Below are 19,179 nucleotides of genomic sequence, written 5' to 3'. Positions count from 1 at the left end.
TTATTAATGTATTGCTTTTTTTAAGAGATCTTCTCCACCAATAACGGGTAACTCTAAGGTTGTTCCGTCTAAATCTATGGTTAATTGTGTGCCAGGTTTTGGCAGTAAGGTGAATTGGTTGTCACTAGAAAAAATCATAAGTCCAATTTGTTGTCCTTTTTTAATAATTTGATCGTCAGGTTGTAAGTTAAAAGACAAGTTGTAAAATTGTCCAGGAATCAAAGGTTCACTTGTTCTAATAGATTTAGAATTCTGAGGATCTGCCCATCCACGCGTAATTATATTATCTGTAATAGGCGCTTCCATTGCTGGATTCCAAGGTAAAGATACCAACCAAACAGATAAGTTAGCGGCAGGCTTATTGCTTGCTAGTTTAATATTCGTTTTTGCCAATCCAGAGATGTGAATGTCTTTAGTTAATGGAGCCGTAACATATAATAAACGATGTTTAGATTCTGGTAACTTAGCTAAAGAATCTCCAGAAAATGAGGCATCATCTATAAGCGTTTCTTTAGTTTTAGTATTTGTAAAGCCTAACTTTCCTGCTTTTTGTCCTCCCGATTGTAATTGTAATGTAACCATTTTAGCTTCCGGATTAGGATAGTCATCATAAGGTGTCGGATTATCATGCTCATCGTTTTCTCTTACAATCCATGCTTTTTTATCTTTTTCGACACCATTATCTACGCCGTGTAAATAATGTGTAAACCAACGATTCATTAAAACCATTGGAGGTGGTCCGCCATGTCCGTCTTGGTGATAATAAATTTGTACATCTAATCCTTTTTCTTCAGCAGCTTTATAAATACGGTAACTGTGTTCAGGCATTACATTCCAATCGTTAAAACCATGAGACATTAATAAAGCGGCTTTCATAGGTTTCATGTCGTTTAAATAATCACGTCCAGCCCAAAAATCATTATAATCACCAGTTTCTCTATCTATACCGTTTTTCATTTCGGTATCGCGAATTGTTTTGTTACTATAAGCACGTTTAGATTCGTCTCCGCTATGTATATAATCGTATAACACATCAATATCTTCACCTAAATAACCACCGGGAGAACGGACTAATCCGTTAGATCTGTAATAATGATAATACGATGTATTTGGAGATACAGGAATAATCGCTTCTAAACCGTCTACTCCAGTTGTTGCTGCCGCTAAAGGAATGGTTCCGTTGTAAGATGTTCCAGTCATACCTGCTTTTCCGGTAGACCAATATGCGACTACAGTTTCTGTTCCGTAAGGGGTTGTATATCCTTTTGCCCGACCATTTAACCAATCTATAACCGCTTTAGGAGCTAAAGATTCGTTATCGCCTCCAACAGTTGGAGAACCTTGAGATAACCCGGTTCCTGGCGAAGAAGAATGTACTACAATATATCCACGAGGTACCCATTTTCTGATTTGAGAATTAGAAATTATAGGACCCTCGCCTGTGCGAATCACTTCTGGGTGTACACGTTCTTTTGCTTTTTCGCCAAGTTCATGGTTTACATCCCAAAACACTCCAGGAATATCTGCTGCAACACCTGCATAATACGGACTAGATTCGTAAACAACAGGTAGTTTTAAGCCTTCTGTATCTGTTTGGTTTGGTCGTGTCACATCTACATGCATACGGTCTAATTTTCCATCGCCATCGGTGTCAAATTCTGTTTCGACCCATAAATCATGTCTAACCCAATTTTCAGGATTGCTAAACGCTTTTACTATTTGAGCTTCACCGTTTTTAAAAACAGGAGTTGCTTTTGTTTGTGCAGAAATAAGGTTTGCCGAAATACAAAGGCATAAAATTAAAAGGTAGGACAATGTGTTATTTTTCATTCTTGAGGTTTAAAAATTATTTTGGATAAGAAGCTAAGTTAAGCATTTGGTACATACTGTGATGAGAAAATATTAGCTAGACTTAATATTTTATATGTAAAAATGGAGTTGTTTTAGAGCCTTTAGAGAAAATCTTTAAAGTATATTTGTATTGTAATTTATATCATTTAAAACCATATTTCATTGATTTCAAAATCTTCCATAGACACTGTTTTTGAAGCTTCACGATTAGAAGAAGTTATTGGCGATTTTGTTCAGCTTAAAAAAGCAGGGAGCAATTATAAGGGATTAAGTCCTTTTAGTGATGAACGTTCGCCAAGTTTTGTAGTTTCTCCTGTAAAGCAAATCTGGAAAGATTTCTCTAGTGGGAAAGGAGGAAATGTTGTGGCCTTTTTAATGGAGCACGAACATTTTACTTATCCAGAGGCTATAAAATATCTAGCTAAAAAGTATAGTATTGAAATTGAAGAAACCGAGCAAACAAACGAGGAAAAAGAAAAGCAAGATACTCGCGAAAGTTTGTATTTGGTAAGTGAATTTGCTAGTAAACATTTTCAGGAAATTATGCATAAAACCGATGCCGGGAAATCTATTGGTTTAAGCTATTTCAAGGAACGTGGATTTACACCAGAAACTATTAAGTCTTTTGATTTAGGATATGCTTTAGATGAGTGGCAAGGATTTTCTGATGCTGCTTTAAAGAAAGGTTATAAGTTAGAGTTTCTAGAAAAAACAGGACTTACTATTGTAAAAGGAGAGAAGTATTTCGACCGTTTTAAAGGACGTGTAATGTTTCCTATACAAAGTATGAGTGGTCGTGTTTTAGGTTTTGGAGGTCGTATTTTAACGAATGATAAGAAGGCTGCGAAATATATGAATTCTCCCGAAAGTGAGATTTATTATAAAAGTAAAGTGTTATATGGTATTTATCATGCCAAACAAGCGATTGCCAAAGAAGATAATTGTTTTTTAGTTGAAGGGTATACAGATGTGATTCAGTTTCATCAAACAGGAATTACAAATGTGGTGTCTTCTTCTGGAACGGCATTAACTCCAGATCAAATTCGTTTAATAAATAGGCTTACCAAAAACATTACAGTATTGTTTGATGGTGATGCTGCAGGAATGCGTGCTTCTATTCGTGGTATAGATTTAATTCTAGAACAAGGTATGAATGTGCGTGTATGTACATTTCCGCAAGGCGAAGATCCAGATAGTTTTGCAAAACAAAATACGGAAGAAGAATTACGTGCCTATTTAGAGTCTAATTCTAAAGATTTTATTCAGTTTAAAGCAGGATTATTGGTTGAAGATGCTAATAACGATCCTATAAAAAAAGCAGAAACTATTCGCGATATTATTCAGAGTATCTCTAAAATTCCAGATCGTATTAAGCAAGAAGTCTATTTGCAAGAATGTGCTAGAATTATGGATATTAGCGAAGCTGTATTGTTTAGTTCTTTAGCGCAAATAAGTAGTAAGGAGGCTAATAAACCTTCTGGAGGTAATAGTAGTAAAAGTAGTAGTGGTAGTAGTTACGGAGGTGGTTATGGGAGTAGTCAAGAGCCACCACCAGATTTTTTTGAAGTAATAAGAAATGAAGAACAACCTAATAATAAAGTTGATGTTCAGTATCTTTTAGAGCGAAAAATTATTGAAATCTTATTGCTTTACGGAAATAGAGAAGAAGATTTTGAAGATTTAATTTTAAAAGAAAATGAGAAAGGAGATCTTGTTTTAGAACCCGTTGTGCAGCAAGCTAAAGTCTACGAAAAAATATTTTTAGACTTACAAGAAGACGAAATGCATTTTGGTAATGAGACTTTTAAAACCTTGTATTATATTATTATTGAAAAATTAAACCAGGATGCAAATTTTGTTTTAGAACAGTTTGTGAATACGGTAGATATGAAGTTGTCTCAAGAAATAACAAGTATTTTAATGGATGATGAACGCCATACGTTACACGATTGGGAACGAAATAATATTTTCCCAAAATCTAAAACAGAAGGTGTTGCTCAATTAGTTAGCGAAACTATTTTAAGTTTACGCTGTTTTTTAATTGACCAAAAAGTGCTTGAATTTCAACAAACAACTTTAGAACATAGAGACGAAACTAATAGAAGTATTCTTGAAGAAGTTAAAGATTACTATGGTCTAAAGATGTTATTGTCTAGAAAATTAACACGCGTGTTATGATTCTAATAATTTAGCTTGATTTAGTAATTCTACTAAGTTAGAAGCTTGTAATTTTTTCATTAATCGCGCTTTGTACGTGCTTACGGTTTTTTCATTAATATCTAATTCTTTAGCAATTTCCTTATTTTTCTTTCCAATAGAAAGTAATTTAAGGACTTCGACCTCGCGAGTAGATAGTTTTTTATAGAAAGAACCGGTTCTTTGTACGCGTTCTCCAAAGGCTAAACGATGCGTTAAATCGTTACTTAAGTAAATACCGCCTTGGTCTATTTTTAAAATAGCTTCTCTTAAAGTTAAAATATTTGCTGTTTTAGAAATGTATCCAGATGCTCCTGCTTTAATAGAACTCATAGCATAAACTTCTTCTGGATGTGTACTAAACATTAATACTTTAATGTGTGGATATTCTTTTTTTAAGCGTCTTAAGGCAGTTATACCATTAAGTTTTGGTAAATCGATTTCAGAAATCAAAATATCTACAGGGTTAGATTTTAAAAAATCAAATATTGATTCTCCATCATCTACACCGCCTTCTACCTTAATAACAGGCGATGTTAAGAACAATAACTCAAGTCCTTTCCGAATAATAGGGTGGTGATCCGCTACTAACAGTTTTATCATAATTTTATAGTTTGGTTTGTTTGTTTTTAAAAATAAAACGACTGTTGGGGCGCAGATTCTATTAAGAAACCAGTCTATGTAAATATAGAAAAAAACTATTTATTTATAAGCTAGTTTTTAGATAAAAAATTGTGAGGAATTTTGCACACGGGAATTGGGTCCATTTTATGCTTGTTAGTCTTGTTATAGCTGCTGTATATGGTAAAAACTTCTTTTTCTCTGTCGGAAAATTCTTCAACTTTTTTTCCGAGATTAGTCATTTTCATAGCCCATTCTAGTTCTGGATAAGAGGCTCCAATTTGGTCTTCATCACTTCTTGCATCGCCAAATAAACCATCACTAGGAGTTGCTTTAATAATGGAAGTTGGTACATTTAACACCTTGGCTAAAGCGTAAACTTCAGATTTCATTAAGTCGGCAATCGGACTTAAATCTACTCCTCCATCACCATATTTAGTAAAAAAACCAACACCAAAATCTTCCACTTTATTCCCTGTTCCTGCAACTAAAAGATCTTGTAACCCTGCATAATAATATAGTGCAGACATACGTAAACGTGCTCTAGTATTTGCTAAAGCCATAGCAACTGTGGCATCTTGTCCTTCTAAAGAGACTTCTGTTTTAAAAGACTCAAATACAGGGGTTAAGTCTACGCGAGTCTCTCTAATATTAGGAAATTTATTGCTAAGTTGTGTAATGTGTTCAACAGCTCTAGACACATGACTAGGAGCTTGATGTATTGGCATTTCTACACATAAAATATCTAAACCTGTAAGAGCACATAATGTAGAGGTTACTGCAGAATCAATTCCGCCAGAAATTCCAACAACAAAACCATTTACTTTAGCCTGTGTTGCATAATCTTTTAACCAATTAACAATATGATCTACAATTTTTTCTGTTTGCATTTTTATGAAGGATTTAAAACAAAGAATCTTACCTTTGCCGAACAAAAATAAAAGAATCGTTTAAGTAACAAAAATTAACAGCATTTAGTTTTCTATGAAATATTTAAGTTTTTTCCTTTTAATAATGGTCACTTTAGCTTCTTGTAAAAACGAGACTAAAGTTACTGATGAGATTTCGAAAATTAAGATGCCAGTGCATATTGAGCGTTTCGATAAGGAATTTTCTGCAGCAACTCCTGCAGATTTAGCCGGATTAAAAGCAAATTATCCGTTTATGTTTTCAAAAACGTATCCAGATGCATTTTGGATGAATAAAATTCAGGATACTTTACAACAGGATTTATCTAAGGCTGTTTTAAAAACATTTCCTAAAACAAATGATGTTGAAAAAGATATTACATCATTATTTCAGCATTTAATATATTATTATCCAGAATTTAATAAGCCACGTGTTATAGGTACGACATCTTATGTAGATTATCGCAACAAAGTTATTGTTACAGATTCTATAGATATTATTGCTTTAGATACTTATTTAGGGCCAGATCATGAGTTTTATTTAGGCGTTCAAGAATACATAAGAAATGGATTTACTAAAGGGTTAATTGTTGTCGATTTAGCAGGTGCTTATGCAGATAGTTATATTTTGCCAACTAAAAATAAAACGCTTTTAGATGAAATGATTTCTGCAGGGAAACGCTTATATTTTAAAGATCTTATGATTCCGTTTAAAACAGATGCAGAAAAAATAGAATATTCAACTGCACAATTAGAATGGGCTGCAGCAAACGAAACATATATTTGGAAGTATTTTGTAGAGCGCGAATTGTTATATAGTACCGACTCTAAATTACCTTCTCGTTTTATAAATCCAGCTCCATTTTCTAAATTTTATTTAGCAGAAATAGATAATGAGTCTCCAGGAAGAATTGGAGCGTATATGGGCTGGCAAATTGTAAGAGCGTATATGGAACATCATAAAGATGTATCTTTTAAAGACATGTTTAACATGAGTGCTGAAGATATTTTTAATCAATCAAAATTTAAACCTAAGAAATAATGGCAAACCTTAAATCAACTATACAATTAACCGTAGAATTAGACGATAATCGTGTTCCTGAAAATTTACATTGGACGGCAGAAGATGGTGGTATACAAAATGAAGAAGCTAAGGCCATGATGCTTTCGGTTTGGGACAGTAAAGCACAAGAATCTTTACGTATAGATCTATGGACAAAAGATATGCCTGTAGATGAAATGAAAGTGTTTTTTCATCAGACTTTAGTTGCCATGAGCGATACGTTTAATCGTGCAACTCAAGATGAAAAAATGACAGCAACAATGAAAGATTTCTGTGAATACTTTGCTGAAAAGTTAGAGATAAACAAAAAGTAAATCTTTACTAAAGAATACATAAAAAGGCTTCATAATATTATATTGTGAAGCCTTTTTAGTTTTTAATACTGAAATATCTTTAAAAAGATGATTGCGTTTAGAGTACATGCTTTTTATTAAATTATTTACTTTTGAGTTTAGACGTTAATAACAATATGACTCCCATCCAGAACCTAATACAATCCAAAATATACGAACCTTGTGCTCTTGTAATTACGAATTATAAAGTAGAAAAAGAAGGTGCTGCCTACGAAGCTTGTAGGTTTACATTAAATAATAGTTATGTTATTTGCCGGACAGCTAAAATAACACCTAAGAAAATTGGGCAGTTTGTAACGTTTTGGAAACGGAATACAGAGGGCGTTACAGAACCTTTTAGTGAGACTGATGCTTTCGATTTTTATGTCATTAACGTGAGTAAAGACGAACAGTTTGGTCAGTTTGTAATTCCTAAGGCTGTTGGTGTGGCAAAGGGATTAGTATCTACAGTAACTAAAGAAGGAAAACGCGGATTTCGGGTATATCCGCCTTGGGATTTACCAACTAATAATCAGGCAAAACGTACACAGTCTTGGCAGTTGGATTATTTTGTTTCTTTAGAAGGTACTATTAATTTTGACTGGGTTACAAAATTGTATGCAAATAATAATTAGTCACCGTTTTTTAATACATTTTGTGATATCTTATTTACATTAGAGCTTTGTTTTTTAGTCTCGTTCTGCTGAAAAACATAATATCTAACCATCATTCTGAATTCATCTTTAAGGTAAGATTTATCTGATAAATAGTTTTTAATGAAGAGGATTTGTAATGAGCTTAGATTAACGATTATCAAAATATTATAAATAGAAAACACTTAATTATTATTAATACCAATTATGAAAAAATATATTTTAACTTTAGTAATAAGTCTTATATCTATTGTCTTTTATGCTCAAGAAGATTATATGCAACAAATTGTAGACCAAGCTTGCTCTTGTGTTAAAGCTATTCCGGATGAGGAGTTTACAACAGAAAATGTTGGTATTTGTTTAATGAGTGAAGCCGTAAAATTTCCAGATGAAATATTAAGAGATTTTAATATAGATATGACACATATTGATGAGTATGGAGAAGAATTAGGGCGTATAATTGGTGTGAAAATGTTTGGGAATTGTCCGGAGACTTTAAAACGACTAGCCGCTTTAAACGATACGGAAGAAAAGGTTACTACTTTTAATGTTCAGGGTACAATAAAACAAATTTCTAATACAGATTTTGTAGTATTTATGTTAAAGAATAATGAAGGGAAAATAGCAAAGTTTTATTGGCTTTCTTTTATTTCTAATTCTATAGATAATTTACAATATGAGTATAAAAAATTAAAAGATAAGAGAGTTAGCCTTAGTTATATAGAACAAGAACTGTTTGATCCAAAATTGAATGAATATCGCATTTTTAACATTATTACTGAAATAAGTGTGTTAGATGAATAAAGTAGAAGTAAGCTTTGTTCTAGTATCTTTATAAGTCGCTTTTCTTTTAATAGTATAACTTATATCATATTTTGAGATAAATGTTTACGGTAATTTTGTGTTTAGTTTTTTAAAATTATGCAGATTACAGGTAAACGGTATTTAGATTATTCGTCGTACATAAAATCAACATTTGGCGAGCGAGTTCAAAAAGTATCTATAGATATTGGTTTTTCGTGTCCTAATAGAGATGGCTCTAAAGGGTATGGAGGTTGCACATACTGTAATAATAATTCTTTTAATCCTGATTACTGCGAACCCGAAAATAGTGTTACTAAACAGTTGGAGGAAGGAATTAGACGTTTTTCTGCCCGATATAAAACTCAAAAATATTTAGCCTATTTTCAGGCATATACCAATACGTATTCCGATTTTGAATCTTTAAAAAAAATGTACGACGAAGCACTTCGTGTGCCCAATGTAATAGGTTTAGTTATTGGAACTCGTCCGGATTGTATTAGCGATGTGATTATAAATTATTTGTCTCTCCTTTCTAAAACCCATTATGTCGCTCTCGAGTTTGGTATAGAAAGCACCTTAAACAAAACACTCGAACGTGTTAACCGTTGCCACACATTTGAAGATACCATTTCTGTTTTTGAAAGATGTAAAAATAAAGGGTTGCATTTAGGTGCACACCTTATTATGGGCTTGCCCGGAGAGTCTAAAGCAGAATTATTACAGCACGCTAGAACTGTTTCAAAATTACCGATAGATACCTTAAAACTACATCATTTACAAATTGTAAAAAAAACGGTAATGGCGCATCAATATAAACATGCACCAGAACAATTTAATTTGTTTAGTCAAGATAATTACATTGAGTTTATTGCTGAATTTATAGGTCTTTTAAGACCAAATCTTATTATAGAACGTTTTATAAGCCAAGCGCAACAAGATTTGCTTATCGCTCCGAAATGGGATGGACTTAAAAATTTTGAAATTGTAGATAAAATAGATCAAAAACTTACAGAATTAAATATTTGGCAGGGTAAATTCTATACTCCTGAAGCGGACTTGTAACAGACAATTTAAAACATAAAAAAAGCGCTTAAATTAAATTTAAGCGCTTTTAATTTATAAGTGAAAGAATAATCTATTCTTCATCTTTTACTTCTACAATTTCATACATGTCTTTGCCATCTACTTGTACAGGTTGGTAGTATGTGTCTCTAAATTGAACATAAGTCTGATCTCTAATTTTAATTTCTTCACTACCTTCTGGTAAGCTAGGAACAATAGTTCCGGCAGTAGCAGGGACAACAGTATATCCGTTAGCATCTTTTTCGTAGTATGCACCACCGTAGTAATAGTTATTCGTGGTTTCTGTTACGGCAACTGTTTCTGCCTCTTTAGGTAATGTTTGTACTGTAGCGCCAACTGGTGCTTGAACTACGGTATATCCATCATTTTCTGCTACATAATACACGCCATTGTCGTAGTGGTATTGTTTTTAGGTTCAGAATTATAAAAACATTTCATTAAAAGATATAATATTCTTGTTATGCTTTAATAGAATTTAATAACGGTATAAATTCATCGGGTTTACTTAAATAATGTATAGAACTAGAAATAGATTCAATACTTCCTGGTTCTTCAATATAACCAGAAACTATTATTGGTATGTTAAGCTCGTTAGTAATACTTGTTAATCTTTTTTGTATAGACTTTAAGGTGTGTGTGATAAACATAGTAACTAATACATCTGGTTTTGTAATTTCTGTAACCATTTTAATGTTTTCGTTAGGTACATTTTGTCCAAGGTAATACACGCGCCATCCTATTTTTTGAGCAATAAAAGACGCTAGTAATAATCCTATTTCATGATTTTCATTTTCTGGTAAAAATAAAACAGCTCTTGGTGCATCTGGTAAAGGTTTTGGCAAGAGTTCTATAGCTGTAAATATTTTTTGTCTAATTAAGTTAGATATAAAATGTTCTTGTGCAGGCATGACTTTGTTTACGCCCCAAAGTACTCCAACTTGTGCTAAAAATGGATAAATAAGGCCTGTAATGGTAGAGATTATACCTGTTTTAAGTATTTCTGCATTTACAGTTTTGTCAAACTCGTCTTCATTTAAAGTCATAATACTTAAAATTAAAGCGGTAATTTCATCTTCTGCAGATCCTTCTAATAATATATGAGATACCTGTTCATGTATCTCATTATCAGTCATGCCGTCAATTTTAGAGACCCTAAATCCATTACGTGTTAGTATCCCAATGTTTAGCAGTTTTTTTAGTTGTTTGTCTGTATAATATCTAATATTAGTATCTGTACGTAATGGCTCTAGGAAGTTATAACGACTTTCCCATTTCCTTAATGTATGTGATTTTATGCCTGTTAAAGACACAATTTGCGCCATTGTATAATTACTCATGTCTAAGTATTTGGTAGGCAAAGTTAAACAAAAAAAGGACTTTATAAGGTTTTAGTTAAAATACATTTGTCAAAGTATTTTTAAAATAAGTTGGACAAAGGAAAATAAAGTTATAGGTTTGTCAAACAATTACTATATAGAACATGGACATTAATTTGTTTTGAAATAGAATTCCTTGTCTGTGTATTAACCTTGTGGTTTTTTTGTAATTATAAAGAGATAGATATAGTTTCTAGTAAAAATATTATTTAACCAGCTCATAATAATTCATAGATCTAGTTCTTGAATTGTTTTTGTGATAATAAGATTGAGGATAATGTGCACACGACAAGTGTCGTGTGCTTTTGCTAAATTAATATTTAGAAGGTAAAAATATATTGTTATATTAGATTGATATACAAATAATTAGTTAGAGGTGTATATTTCTGAGGTTATATATGTAATCTCAGGAATATTTAAAAGATTAAAAAATGTATGCAAAATAAAAAAGTAGTTATTATTGGTTCTGGTTTTTCATCACTGTCTGCAAGTTGCTATTTAGCACAAGCAGGGTTTGACGTTACTATACTTGAAAAGAATGCTACCATTGGCGGTCGCGCTAGACAGTTTAAAAAGGATGGTTTTGTCTTTGATATTGGCCCAACCTTTTATTGGATGCCAGATGTTTTTGAATCTTTTTTTTATGATTTTAAATCGTCTACAGCAGATTTTTATAAGTTAGAAAAGTTAAATCCAGCTTATAAAATATACTTTAATGCTAATGAATCGATTGCTATAGAAGATGAATTTGAAAAAATTAAATCAATTTTTGAAGCTGTAGAACCAAATAGTGGTGAGGCATTGCAAAAATTTATAAATAAATCTGAAGATAATTATAACATTGCTATTAAAGATTTAGTTTATAAACCAGGAGAAAATGTATTCGAAATTGTTAATTGGGATACTATAACAAAATCGGGAGCCTTTTTAAAGACTATAAAAAAACAAGTAGCGAGTTACGTTAAAAACGAATCGCTTCAAAAAATATTAGAATTCCCAGTGTTGTTTTTAGGAGCAAAACCAAGTACAACGCCGTCATTTTATAATTTCATGAATTATGCCGATTTTAAATTAGGAACTTGGCATCCAATGGGAGGTATGTACGAAGTTGTAAGAGGAATTGAAAAATTAGCCTTAAGTTTAGGTGTTAAATTTGAAACAGATAGTGCTGTTTCTTCTATTAATTTAGAAAATAAAAAGGTAAAAAGTGTCTCTACAGCACAGCAAGATTATCCTTGCGATATATTGTTAAGCGGCGCAGATTATCATCACACAGAAACGTTATTACCAGAAACATTCAGACAGTATAAAGAATCGTATTGGGATAAGAAAACATTTGCACCTTCGGCCTTATTGTTTTTTGTAGGGTTCGATAAACCTATTGAAAATGTAACACATCACACTTTATTTTTCGATACAGATTTTGAAGCTCACGCAGAAACTATTTACGATACCAAAACATGGCCTGAGAAACCTTTGTTTTATGCAAGTTTCCCAAGTAAAACAGATACTGTTGCGGCTCCAGAAGGTAAAGAAGCGGGTATATTTTTAATGCCTATAGCACCAGATTTAGAAGATACACCAGAAATTAGAGAAAAGTATTTCGATACTTTAATTTCTAGATTAGAAAAAACGGCTGGTTGCGAAGTAAAATCTCATATTTTATTTAAAGAATCATATTGTGTAAACGATTTTAAAGACGATTACAATTCTTATAAAGGAAATGCTTACGGATTAGCAAATACATTATTACAAACCCATGTATTGCGTCCGAAATTAAAAAGTAAAAAAGTAGATAATTTATATTTCTGTGGACAATTAACTGTGCCTGGACCTGGAGTTCCTCCTTCTCTTATTTCGGGTAAGATTGTAAGCGAATTAATTTTTAAAATATTCTAAATAATGAAAGCACTTTTCGACACATCTAGTTTAAAATGTAGTAAAATAATTACTAAAGAATATAGTACCTCATTCTCATGGGGTATTCAATTATTTGCACCATCTATTCGTCCGCATATTTATGCTATTTATGGTTTTGTACGTTACGCAGATGAGATTGTAGATTCTTTTGAGGGTTACAATCAGGAGGAGTTATTTCATGAATTTGTCGCAGATTATCATAAAGCATTAGAGCGTAAAATAAGTTTAAACCCTATAATTAATGCATTTCAAGAAGTTGTAAGAAATTATAATTTACAAACGTATGTAGAAGATTTTTTAAAACGAATGGAATGTGATTTACAGGTTACAGATTACGAGACAGACGAAGCTTATAAAAATTACATTTATGGATCTGCAGATGTTGTAGGTTTAATGTGTTTGCGTGTTTTTGTTAATAATAACGAAGATCAGTTTAATGCTTTAAAAGGATCTGCAAAATACTTAGGGTCTGCATTTCAAAAAGTAAATTTTCTAAAGAGATATTAAAGACGATACTGAGATTTTAGGACGTTCATATTTTCCTAATGTAAATAAAAACGGTCTTACAAATTTGGTGAAAGAAGATATTATAAAAGATATTGAATTCGATTTTAACGAAGCTTATAAAGGAATTGTGCAATTGCCAATGGAAAGCAGGTTAGGTGTGTATTTAGCCTATAAATATTATTTAAAATTACTATTCAAATTAAAGAGGTTAGACTCTAAGCGCTTATTATATGAACGAATTCGTATCTCAAATCCGTTAAAATTGGTTATTTTAACCAAAGCATATATAAGGTATAAACTCAATGTTATTTAAATCTATTATCATACTATTCCTATTATCAATGAATCCAGCAACACACTGTAATGAAATGTCTACTGTAAGGTCAGACTTTCACGCCATAATCACCGAAAAAGAACTTGTTGTATTCTTAGAAGCTATAGAAAAAGTAGATTGCGATTTAAAAACACCTTATTGGGCTTCTGCTGTGATGAGACAAGCAGAATTTACAAGTTGGCCATTAAGAAAATTGAATTATTTTAAAGAGGGAAAAGAAATTTTAGATGATTTTATACTACAAAATCCCACTAATGTTGAGGCTCGATATATACGTTTACTTTGTCAGCTCAATGCGCCTAGTTTCTTGAATTATGATACTAAGGACGAAGATAGAATATATATAAATTCGCATTTACAGGCTGCAGACTTACCTGCAGATTTTAAGAAAATCATGTTGTTTAATATTAAAAAACATACAAACAAATAATGATGCAAATCATATTATACATAGCAGTTACTTTATCTACCTTTCTAATTATGGAAGGGATTACGTGGTTAACTCACAAATTTGTTATGCATGGTTTTTTATGGTATTTACATGCAGACCATCATCAACCAAAATACCCACATGTGTTTGAAAAGAACGATATATTTTTTGTCATTTTCGCTATTCCTAGTATAGCATTAATGTACTTTGGAATTAATCCAGAATTAAATGTTATGTTTTTTATTGGATTAGGAATTATGTTTTATGGTATGGCTTACTTTTTGGTGCATGATGTGTTAATACATCAGCGTTTTAAGTGGTTTAGTAAGACTAAAAATAAATATTTAATAGGATTACGAAAAGCACATAAAGTACACCATAAACATTTAGGGAAAGAAGAAGGTGAGTGTTTTGGTATGTTAAACGTGCCTAAAAAATATCATGAACAATACAAGAGATAAATGAAGCCATTCACATATTTAATAATAGACTTGGCTTGTGTGTTTGTACCTTTAATTGCTAGTTTTTATACAAAACATGCATTTTACAAACATTGGCTATCCTTTTTTAAAGCTAATGTAATAATAACTCTATTGTTTTTAATTTGGGATTATGCTTTTACTGCTATAGGCGTTTGGGGTTTTAATCCGGATTATTTAACAGGCATATTTATTGGTAATTTACCTTTAGAAGAAGCTTTGTTTTTTATATGTATTCCGTTTTGTTGCGTGTTTTCGTATTTTGCTTTTACGTATTTGGTAAAAAATAGTCCGTTTAAAAATAACCAGAATTATATTACTAGTGTCTTAATTATTCTATTAATAGGTCTTACTATTGTTTATTTTAATAGATGGTATACTGCAACAGCTTTCGGATTTACAGCTTTATATTTATTGTATTTAAAATTGAAAAAAGTAGATTTAAGTTACCATTATCTTACCTATTTATTCATTTTGCCATTCTTTTTTGCAAGTAATGGCTTGCTAACAGGTTCTTTTTTAGAAGCTCCCATAGTTTGGTATAATGATGCCGAAAATATGGGAGTTAGGTTGTTTACTATTCCTATTGAAGATAGCGTTTATGGATTGCTTCTTATCTTTTTAAATATTGAAGGTTATCGTTATTTTGAATCTAAACGAAACTAATTTCTAATACCAACTTTATAGGTTTCTAAGGCGCGTAATCTTGCTGTTTTATGGTCTACCATAGGTTCTGGATATGCATCGGTACCAAATTCTGGAATCCATGTTTTTACATACTCTAAATTTTTGTCGAATTTGTCTAATTGCGTAATCGGATTAAAAATTCTAAAATAAGGCGCAGCATCGCAACCTGTTCCTGCAGACCATTGCCAGTTTCCGTTGTTAGATGCTAATTCGTAATCTAATAAATGCTTTGCAAAATAAGCTTCTCCCCACGTCCAGTGAATTAGTAAATGTTTGCATAAAAATGCGGCTGTTACCATGCGTACTCGGTTATGCAGATAGCCTGTTTTGTTTAATTGTCTCATGCCGGCATCAACCATTGGGTATCCGGTTTTTCCTTCACACCATAATTTAAATTCAGCTTCATTATTTCGCCAAGCAATATCATCGTATTTGCTTCTAAAATTATGATGTACTACTTTCGGAAAATGAAATAAAATTTGGGTAAAGAATTCTCGCCAAATTAATTCACTTAAAAAGGTGCTGTCTTCAGGTTTTAATTCTGAAATAATTTTACGAATACTAACAGTTCCAAAACGTAAATGCGGCCCCAAATAACTACCAATATCTTTATTAGGATAATCTCGGAACTGAGCATATTGCCCTACGTGTTCTAATTGAAATGGTTTTATAGTTATTGAAGATGCTTTAAACCCGATAGCCTCTAAACTTGGAAAATCGAAGGTATGTTTATGTAAATTTTCAAACTGAGGAGTTGTAAGAAGAGAGACGCCTTTAAAATGTTCTAACCATTTATTTTTGAAAGGTGTGTAAACGGTATAAGGGTTTCCATCTTGTTTTAAAACTTCATGCGGTTCAAAAATAAGTTGATCCTTAAAACTGTGAAAAGAGATATTGTTTTCGGTTAATAAAGCTTCAACTTCTGCGTCTCGTGTTTTAGCATAAGGTTCGTAATCTGTATTGGTGTATACGGATTTAATAGTGTAATCTTTTATAAGCTGTTTCCAAATGTCTAAAGGTTTCCCTTTTAAGCATAAAACAGAAGAATTGAATGTGTTTAATTCAGAATTTATATGTTTTAAAGACTCATGAATAAATTGTAATCGGGCATCATCTGTCTCTAATTCATTTAAAATATGTTCATCAAAAATAAAAATAGGAAGTACATTTTTATTGTGCTTTAAAGCCTCAAAAAGGCCTGTATTGTCTGTTAATCTTAAATCGCGTCTAAACCAAAATATGGTATGTGTCATAAAAAATAAATTGTAATAATTGTGTATCTAAGCTGTAAGGTGTTTAAGCATGTTTTTAAAAATAAAACCATGAAAAGGTAATACGCTATACCAATATAATCGGCCAGATAGTCCAACAGGTCTAAAGGTTGCTGTTTGTACTAAGGTTTTATCTTTAACTTTAAACTCTAGCCAGGCATCTCCAGGTAGTTTCATTTCTGCAAACAAAAGTAATCTTCCTTCTTCTTTATTTGCATACAAAACGCGCCAAAAATCTAGGGCATCACCAGGATAAAGTTCGTCTAGATTTGTACGTCCACGACGTAGGCCAACACCACCATAAAGTTTGTCTACAAAACCTCTTAATTTCCATAAGCCATTGCCGTAATACCAACCCGTTTCTCCTCCAATACGCCAAATACGATCGATGCATTCTGCTTTGTTAGAAAATGTTTTTTCACGTTTGTCTATAAAGCAACCGTGTGTGGGTACTTGTATAAATTCGGACATGGTAATATTCATTTTACCACTACTTAATGCGTCTTTCCAACTCGAGACAATTTCATTAGTTTCTACTTTTTTAAAGGCTTTACTTAGTGCTTCTTTATAAGAAATAGGGGTAATGCATAAAATAGTATCAATTTTATTATCTCTGCAAATTACTTCAACTTTCATACTATTTACAAGTGCAATTGCGAGTTTGTAAGATGTTGATGTTACAAAATATAACCAATAAGACGATAGGCGAGGCGTCATAACAGGCACTATGTATATGTGTCGTTTTAGTCCGCGTGCTTCTGCAAATAGTAAAAGCATCTCCTTGTAAGACAAGACATCTGGACCTCCAATATCGAAATTTTTATCGAAGGTTTCTTTGTTGTTTAAAGCTTTGCTTAAAAAAGAAATAACATCTGTAATACCAATGGGTTGGCATTTAGTTTCCAACCATCTTGGTGTAACCATTACAGGAAGTTTTTCTACTAAATCGCGTATAATTTCAAAGGAAGCACTCCCAGAACCAATAATAATTCCTGCTCGCAATGTTGTTAAACTGTAAGTTCCTTTGTTTAATTCTTTTTCTACAGTTTGGCGTGAATTTAGATGTTCAGATAATTTATCGTCGTTTATAATACCACTTAGATAAATAACTTGTTTGGCCTGTGTATTATTAATGGCTTCCCTGAAAAGTATGGCAGATTGCTTTTCTAACTCCTGATAATGACTAGATGTAGACATGGAATGCACTAAATAGTAAGCAGCATCAATATCTTTTGGAATGTTTTTTAAGCTGTCCTTATCTAAAAGATCTATCGTAATTACACTAATTTTTGGTGCAATAGAGTCTGGCGGATTAAAGCGTTTAGGATCTCTTACTGCGCAAACAACCTGATGACCTTGAGCAACTAAAACGGGAAGTAAACGTTTGCCAATGTAGCCAGTGGCACCTGTTAAAAGTATTTTCATATAAATTTTAAAGAATAAGTTTTATGTGTAATGATATTGAAACTAACATAAAGATAAGAGAAAAATATCATCAATTTTAACTCTAACGCTTTAGAAAACGACTTTATTTGAAGCTCTAAAATTTTGCACTTAGTTTAGAGAATACTTGGGTTTTAGATGTCTGATTGTCAAGTGTAGGATCTGTCATTGTTCTAACGCCAGTTTCTAAAAGATATCCTTTTACTTGTGTTTTTATACCGGTACCAATTTCCGATTGCATAAAAAACGGATTCAGTCGTAAGTTTGCACTTTCAATACCTGAATTCTGGTTCATAGGCTTACTTAGATGTTGTGTGTAAATGTAAGGTTGCACATAATCTGATATTGCATAAGAAACTTCTGCGCGATAGTATAAATGAATATTTGGTGGCAGTACGCTAAAAAACGATTGTTGTTCTACCGGGCCGCCTTCTGCAGTTAGTTTTAAGTCTGCTATTGGCTCTAAAGTAAAGGCATTGCTAAATACTTTATAATGACCTAAAGCATAATACTCTTGGCTATTTGTTTTCTGTGAATATGTGAGATAATTTAAAGGATTATACGTTGAAATGCCTGTGGAGATATTGTATTCTTGTTCTTTTTCTGATTTAGAATCTGTGTTTTGAGCACATAAACTAGTGGAAATACATAAACAAATTAGGCCTAAATTAAATAATCTAGGAGTTTTAATACTGTTTTTAAATGAATAAAATTCTCCCATATTTACACTATACTGTTTATAAAATATAAAATTAAAACGAACAACAAGATAATGAAAACAATGCATTTAACTTGTTGGTTTTTAATATTTAACAGTGTAATTATAACTTGAGGTTAAAACAGACTAGATATGTTGGTCTATAAGGATTGGATTACCATCTGGATCCATGATTATAATGTTTCCAGGACCTTTAGTTGTTTCGTCTACTTCAGAAGACAATGTAATTCCTTTTGCTTTTAATTCGTTTTGAATGATTCTTACGTCTGTAAACTTATCAAGTGTTTTTGCATCTTGATCCCAACCAGGATTAAAGGTTAGAATATTTTTATCGAACATATCTTGAAATAACCCGATTAACGTTTGGTCGTTTTTCATGATGAGGTAATTTTTTTCGATATCTCCACCAAAAACGGTAAACCCTAAAGTTTCATAAAATAGTTTTGATACATTGATGTCTTTTACATTTAAACTGATAGAAAAAGCGCCTAGGGACATAGTTA

At 32.0% G+C, this 19,179-nt stretch carries 18 protein-coding genes and 2 pseudogenes; 11 read left to right on the top strand and 9 right to left on the bottom strand.

Annotated features, from left to right (window positions below; translation table 11 throughout):
* Positions 1-3: 3 nt before the first annotated feature.
* Positions 4-1,830, bottom strand: coding sequence for a Xaa-Pro dipeptidyl-peptidase (locus tag GQR95_RS02990; protein ID WP_159021731.1), 1,827 nt, complete (start codon positions 1,828-1,830; stop codon positions 4-6).
* 183 nt (positions 1,831-2,013) lie between these two features.
* On the opposite strand from GQR95_RS02990, the gene dnaG reads away from it, so the two are divergent.
* Positions 2,014-4,029, top strand: a complete 2,016-nt coding sequence (gene dnaG, locus GQR95_RS02985; protein ID WP_159021730.1) for a DNA primase — start codon at positions 2,014-2,016, stop codon at positions 4,027-4,029.
* On the opposite strand, the gene GQR95_RS02980 is transcribed toward dnaG, so the two are convergent.
* Together GQR95_RS02980 and nadE are read right to left on the bottom strand one after the other, a co-directional pair.
* Entirely contained in the window at positions 4,024-4,650 is a 627-nt protein-coding gene (locus GQR95_RS02980) for a response regulator transcription factor (protein WP_159021729.1), read from the bottom strand. The two genes, dnaG and GQR95_RS02980, sit on opposite strands and share 6 nt — an antisense overlap.
* A gap of 110 nt (positions 4,651-4,760) precedes the next feature.
* On the bottom strand, positions 4,761-5,558 hold the full coding sequence (gene nadE, locus GQR95_RS02975) for an NAD(+) synthase (protein WP_159021728.1): 798 nt from the start codon (positions 5,556-5,558) through the stop codon (positions 4,761-4,763).
* A 94-nt stretch (positions 5,559-5,652) separates the two neighbouring features.
* Here nadE and gldB point away from each other — a divergent pair, with 94 nt between their 5' ends.
* The 5 genes from gldB (at position 5,653) to GQR95_RS02950 (ending at position 9,490) form a co-directional block, all read left to right on the top strand.
* The gene (gldB, locus tag GQR95_RS02970; RefSeq protein WP_159021727.1) at positions 5,653-6,618 is read left to right on the top strand and encodes a gliding motility lipoprotein GldB; all 966 of its coding nucleotides are present in this window, start codon (positions 5,653-5,655) and stop codon (positions 6,616-6,618) included.
* A complete protein-coding gene (gene gldC, locus GQR95_RS02965; protein WP_159021726.1) occupies positions 6,618-6,953 on the top strand; it encodes a gliding motility protein GldC in 336 nt (111 codons plus the stop codon). The genes gldB and gldC overlap by 1 nt, the downstream gene beginning before the upstream one ends.
* A gap of 131 nt (positions 6,954-7,084) precedes the next feature.
* Positions 7,085-7,606, top strand: a complete 522-nt coding sequence (locus tag GQR95_RS02960; protein WP_233265989.1) for a MepB family protein — start codon at positions 7,085-7,087, stop codon at positions 7,604-7,606.
* A gap of 225 nt (positions 7,607-7,831) precedes the next feature.
* Positions 7,832-8,428 carry a hypothetical protein gene (locus tag GQR95_RS02955; RefSeq protein ID WP_159021725.1) on the top strand — a complete coding sequence of 199 codons (597 nt, stop codon included), beginning with the start codon at positions 7,832-7,834 and terminating at the stop codon, positions 8,426-8,428.
* 117 nt (positions 8,429-8,545) lie between these two features.
* A complete protein-coding gene (locus GQR95_RS02950) occupies positions 8,546-9,490 on the top strand; it encodes a TIGR01212 family radical SAM protein (protein ID WP_159021724.1) in 945 nt (314 codons plus the stop codon).
* A gap of 73 nt (positions 9,491-9,563) precedes the next feature.
* Here GQR95_RS02950 and GQR95_RS02945 read toward each other — a convergent pair.
* Both GQR95_RS02945 and GQR95_RS02940 read right to left on the bottom strand, forming a co-directional pair.
* Positions 9,564-9,908: pseudogene (locus GQR95_RS02945) on the bottom strand (DUF6515 family protein); the annotation flags it as partial.
* A gap of 61 nt (positions 9,909-9,969) precedes the next feature.
* Complete coding sequence (locus GQR95_RS02940; RefSeq protein ID WP_159021723.1) at positions 9,970-10,848, bottom strand: MerR family transcriptional regulator; 879 nt, start codon at positions 10,846-10,848, stop codon at positions 9,970-9,972.
* Between the two features lie 474 nt (positions 10,849-11,322).
* Here GQR95_RS02940 and GQR95_RS02935 point away from each other — a divergent pair, with 474 nt between their 5' ends.
* The 5 genes and pseudogenes from GQR95_RS02935 (at position 11,323) to GQR95_RS02915 (ending at position 15,223) form a co-directional block, all read left to right on the top strand.
* Complete coding sequence (locus GQR95_RS02935) at positions 11,323-12,786, top strand: NAD(P)/FAD-dependent oxidoreductase (RefSeq protein WP_159021722.1); 1,464 nt, start codon at positions 11,323-11,325, stop codon at positions 12,784-12,786.
* 3 nt (positions 12,787-12,789) lie between these two features.
* Positions 12,790-13,627, top strand: a pseudogene (locus tag GQR95_RS02930) (phytoene/squalene synthase family protein).
* A gap of 28 nt (positions 13,628-13,655) precedes the next feature.
* Positions 13,656-14,078 (top strand): hypothetical protein, encoded by a 423-nt coding sequence (locus GQR95_RS02925; protein ID WP_159021721.1) that lies wholly within the window; start codon positions 13,656-13,658, stop codon positions 14,076-14,078.
* Between the two features lie 2 nt (positions 14,079-14,080).
* Positions 14,081-14,539 (top strand): sterol desaturase family protein, encoded by a 459-nt coding sequence (locus GQR95_RS02920; protein ID WP_199269656.1) that lies wholly within the window; start codon positions 14,081-14,083, stop codon positions 14,537-14,539.
* Positions 14,540-15,223 (top strand): lycopene cyclase domain-containing protein, encoded by a 684-nt coding sequence (locus tag GQR95_RS02915; protein ID WP_159021720.1) that lies wholly within the window; start codon positions 14,540-14,542, stop codon positions 15,221-15,223.
* Here the strand turns inward: GQR95_RS02915 and GQR95_RS02910 are convergent.
* The 4 genes from GQR95_RS02910 to GQR95_RS02895 form a co-directional block, all read right to left on the bottom strand.
* Positions 15,220-16,497, bottom strand: coding sequence for a deoxyribodipyrimidine photo-lyase (locus tag GQR95_RS02910; protein WP_159021719.1), 1,278 nt, complete (start codon positions 16,495-16,497; stop codon positions 15,220-15,222). The genes GQR95_RS02915 and GQR95_RS02910 overlap by 4 nt on opposite strands.
* Positions 16,498-16,524: 27 nt before the next feature.
* The gene (locus tag GQR95_RS02905) at positions 16,525-17,940 is read right to left on the bottom strand and encodes an SDR family oxidoreductase (protein WP_159021718.1); all 1,416 of its coding nucleotides are present in this window, start codon (positions 17,938-17,940) and stop codon (positions 16,525-16,527) included.
* Between the two features lie 115 nt (positions 17,941-18,055).
* Complete coding sequence (locus tag GQR95_RS02900; protein ID WP_159021717.1) at positions 18,056-18,745, bottom strand: hypothetical protein; 690 nt, start codon at positions 18,743-18,745, stop codon at positions 18,056-18,058.
* A gap of 57 nt (positions 18,746-18,802) precedes the next feature.
* Positions 18,803-19,174, bottom strand: coding sequence for a VOC family protein (locus GQR95_RS02895; protein ID WP_159021716.1), 372 nt, complete (start codon positions 19,172-19,174; stop codon positions 18,803-18,805).
* Between the last annotated feature and the right edge of the window lie 5 nt (positions 19,175-19,179).

Source organism: Formosa sp. L2A11 (genome assembly GCF_009796865.1).
In the GTDB taxonomy this organism is placed as follows: Bacteria; Bacteroidota; Bacteroidia; order Flavobacteriales; family Flavobacteriaceae; genus Formosa.
The sequence above is the reverse complement of the archived record's forward strand: the minus strand, read 5'-3'. Positions and strand labels throughout refer to the sequence as shown.

Coding starts and splice junctions, on each gene's coding strand:
- nadE (WP_159021728.1), bottom strand. CDS start 5,558: ATGCAAACAGAAAAAATTGTAGATCATATTGTTAATTGGTTAAAAGAT.
- GQR95_RS02920 (WP_199269656.1), top strand. CDS start 14,081: ATGCAAATCATATTATACATAGCAGTTACTTTATCTACCTTTCTAATT.
- GQR95_RS02895 (WP_159021716.1), bottom strand. CDS start 19,174: ATGTCCCTAGGCGCTTTTTCTATCAGTTTAAATGTAAAAGACATCAAT.
- GQR95_RS02900 (WP_159021717.1), bottom strand. CDS start 18,745: ATGCATTGTTTTCATTATCTTGTTGTTCGTTTTAATTTTATATTTTAT.
- GQR95_RS02925 (WP_159021721.1), top strand. CDS start 13,656: ATGAATCCAGCAACACACTGTAATGAAATGTCTACTGTAAGGTCAGAC.
- gldC (WP_159021726.1), top strand. CDS start 6,618: ATGGCAAACCTTAAATCAACTATACAATTAACCGTAGAATTAGACGAT.
- GQR95_RS02915 (WP_159021720.1), top strand. CDS start 14,540: ATGAAGCCATTCACATATTTAATAATAGACTTGGCTTGTGTGTTTGTA.
- GQR95_RS02935 (WP_159021722.1), top strand. CDS start 11,323: ATGCAAAATAAAAAAGTAGTTATTATTGGTTCTGGTTTTTCATCACTG.
- GQR95_RS02950 (WP_159021724.1), top strand. CDS start 8,546: ATGCAGATTACAGGTAAACGGTATTTAGATTATTCGTCGTACATAAAA.
- GQR95_RS02955 (WP_159021725.1), top strand. CDS start 7,832: ATGAAAAAATATATTTTAACTTTAGTAATAAGTCTTATATCTATTGTC.
- GQR95_RS02910 (WP_159021719.1), bottom strand. CDS start 16,497: ATGACACATACCATATTTTGGTTTAGACGCGATTTAAGATTAACAGAC.
- GQR95_RS02940 (WP_159021723.1), bottom strand. CDS start 10,848: ATGAGTAATTATACAATGGCGCAAATTGTGTCTTTAACAGGCATAAAA.
- gldB (WP_159021727.1), top strand. CDS start 5,653: ATGAAATATTTAAGTTTTTTCCTTTTAATAATGGTCACTTTAGCTTCT.
- GQR95_RS02905 (WP_159021718.1), bottom strand. CDS start 17,940: ATGAAAATACTTTTAACAGGTGCCACTGGCTACATTGGCAAACGTTTA.
- GQR95_RS02980 (WP_159021729.1), bottom strand. CDS start 4,650: ATGATAAAACTGTTAGTAGCGGATCACCACCCTATTATTCGGAAAGGA.
- GQR95_RS02990 (WP_159021731.1), bottom strand. CDS start 1,830: ATGAAAAATAACACATTGTCCTACCTTTTAATTTTATGCCTTTGTATT.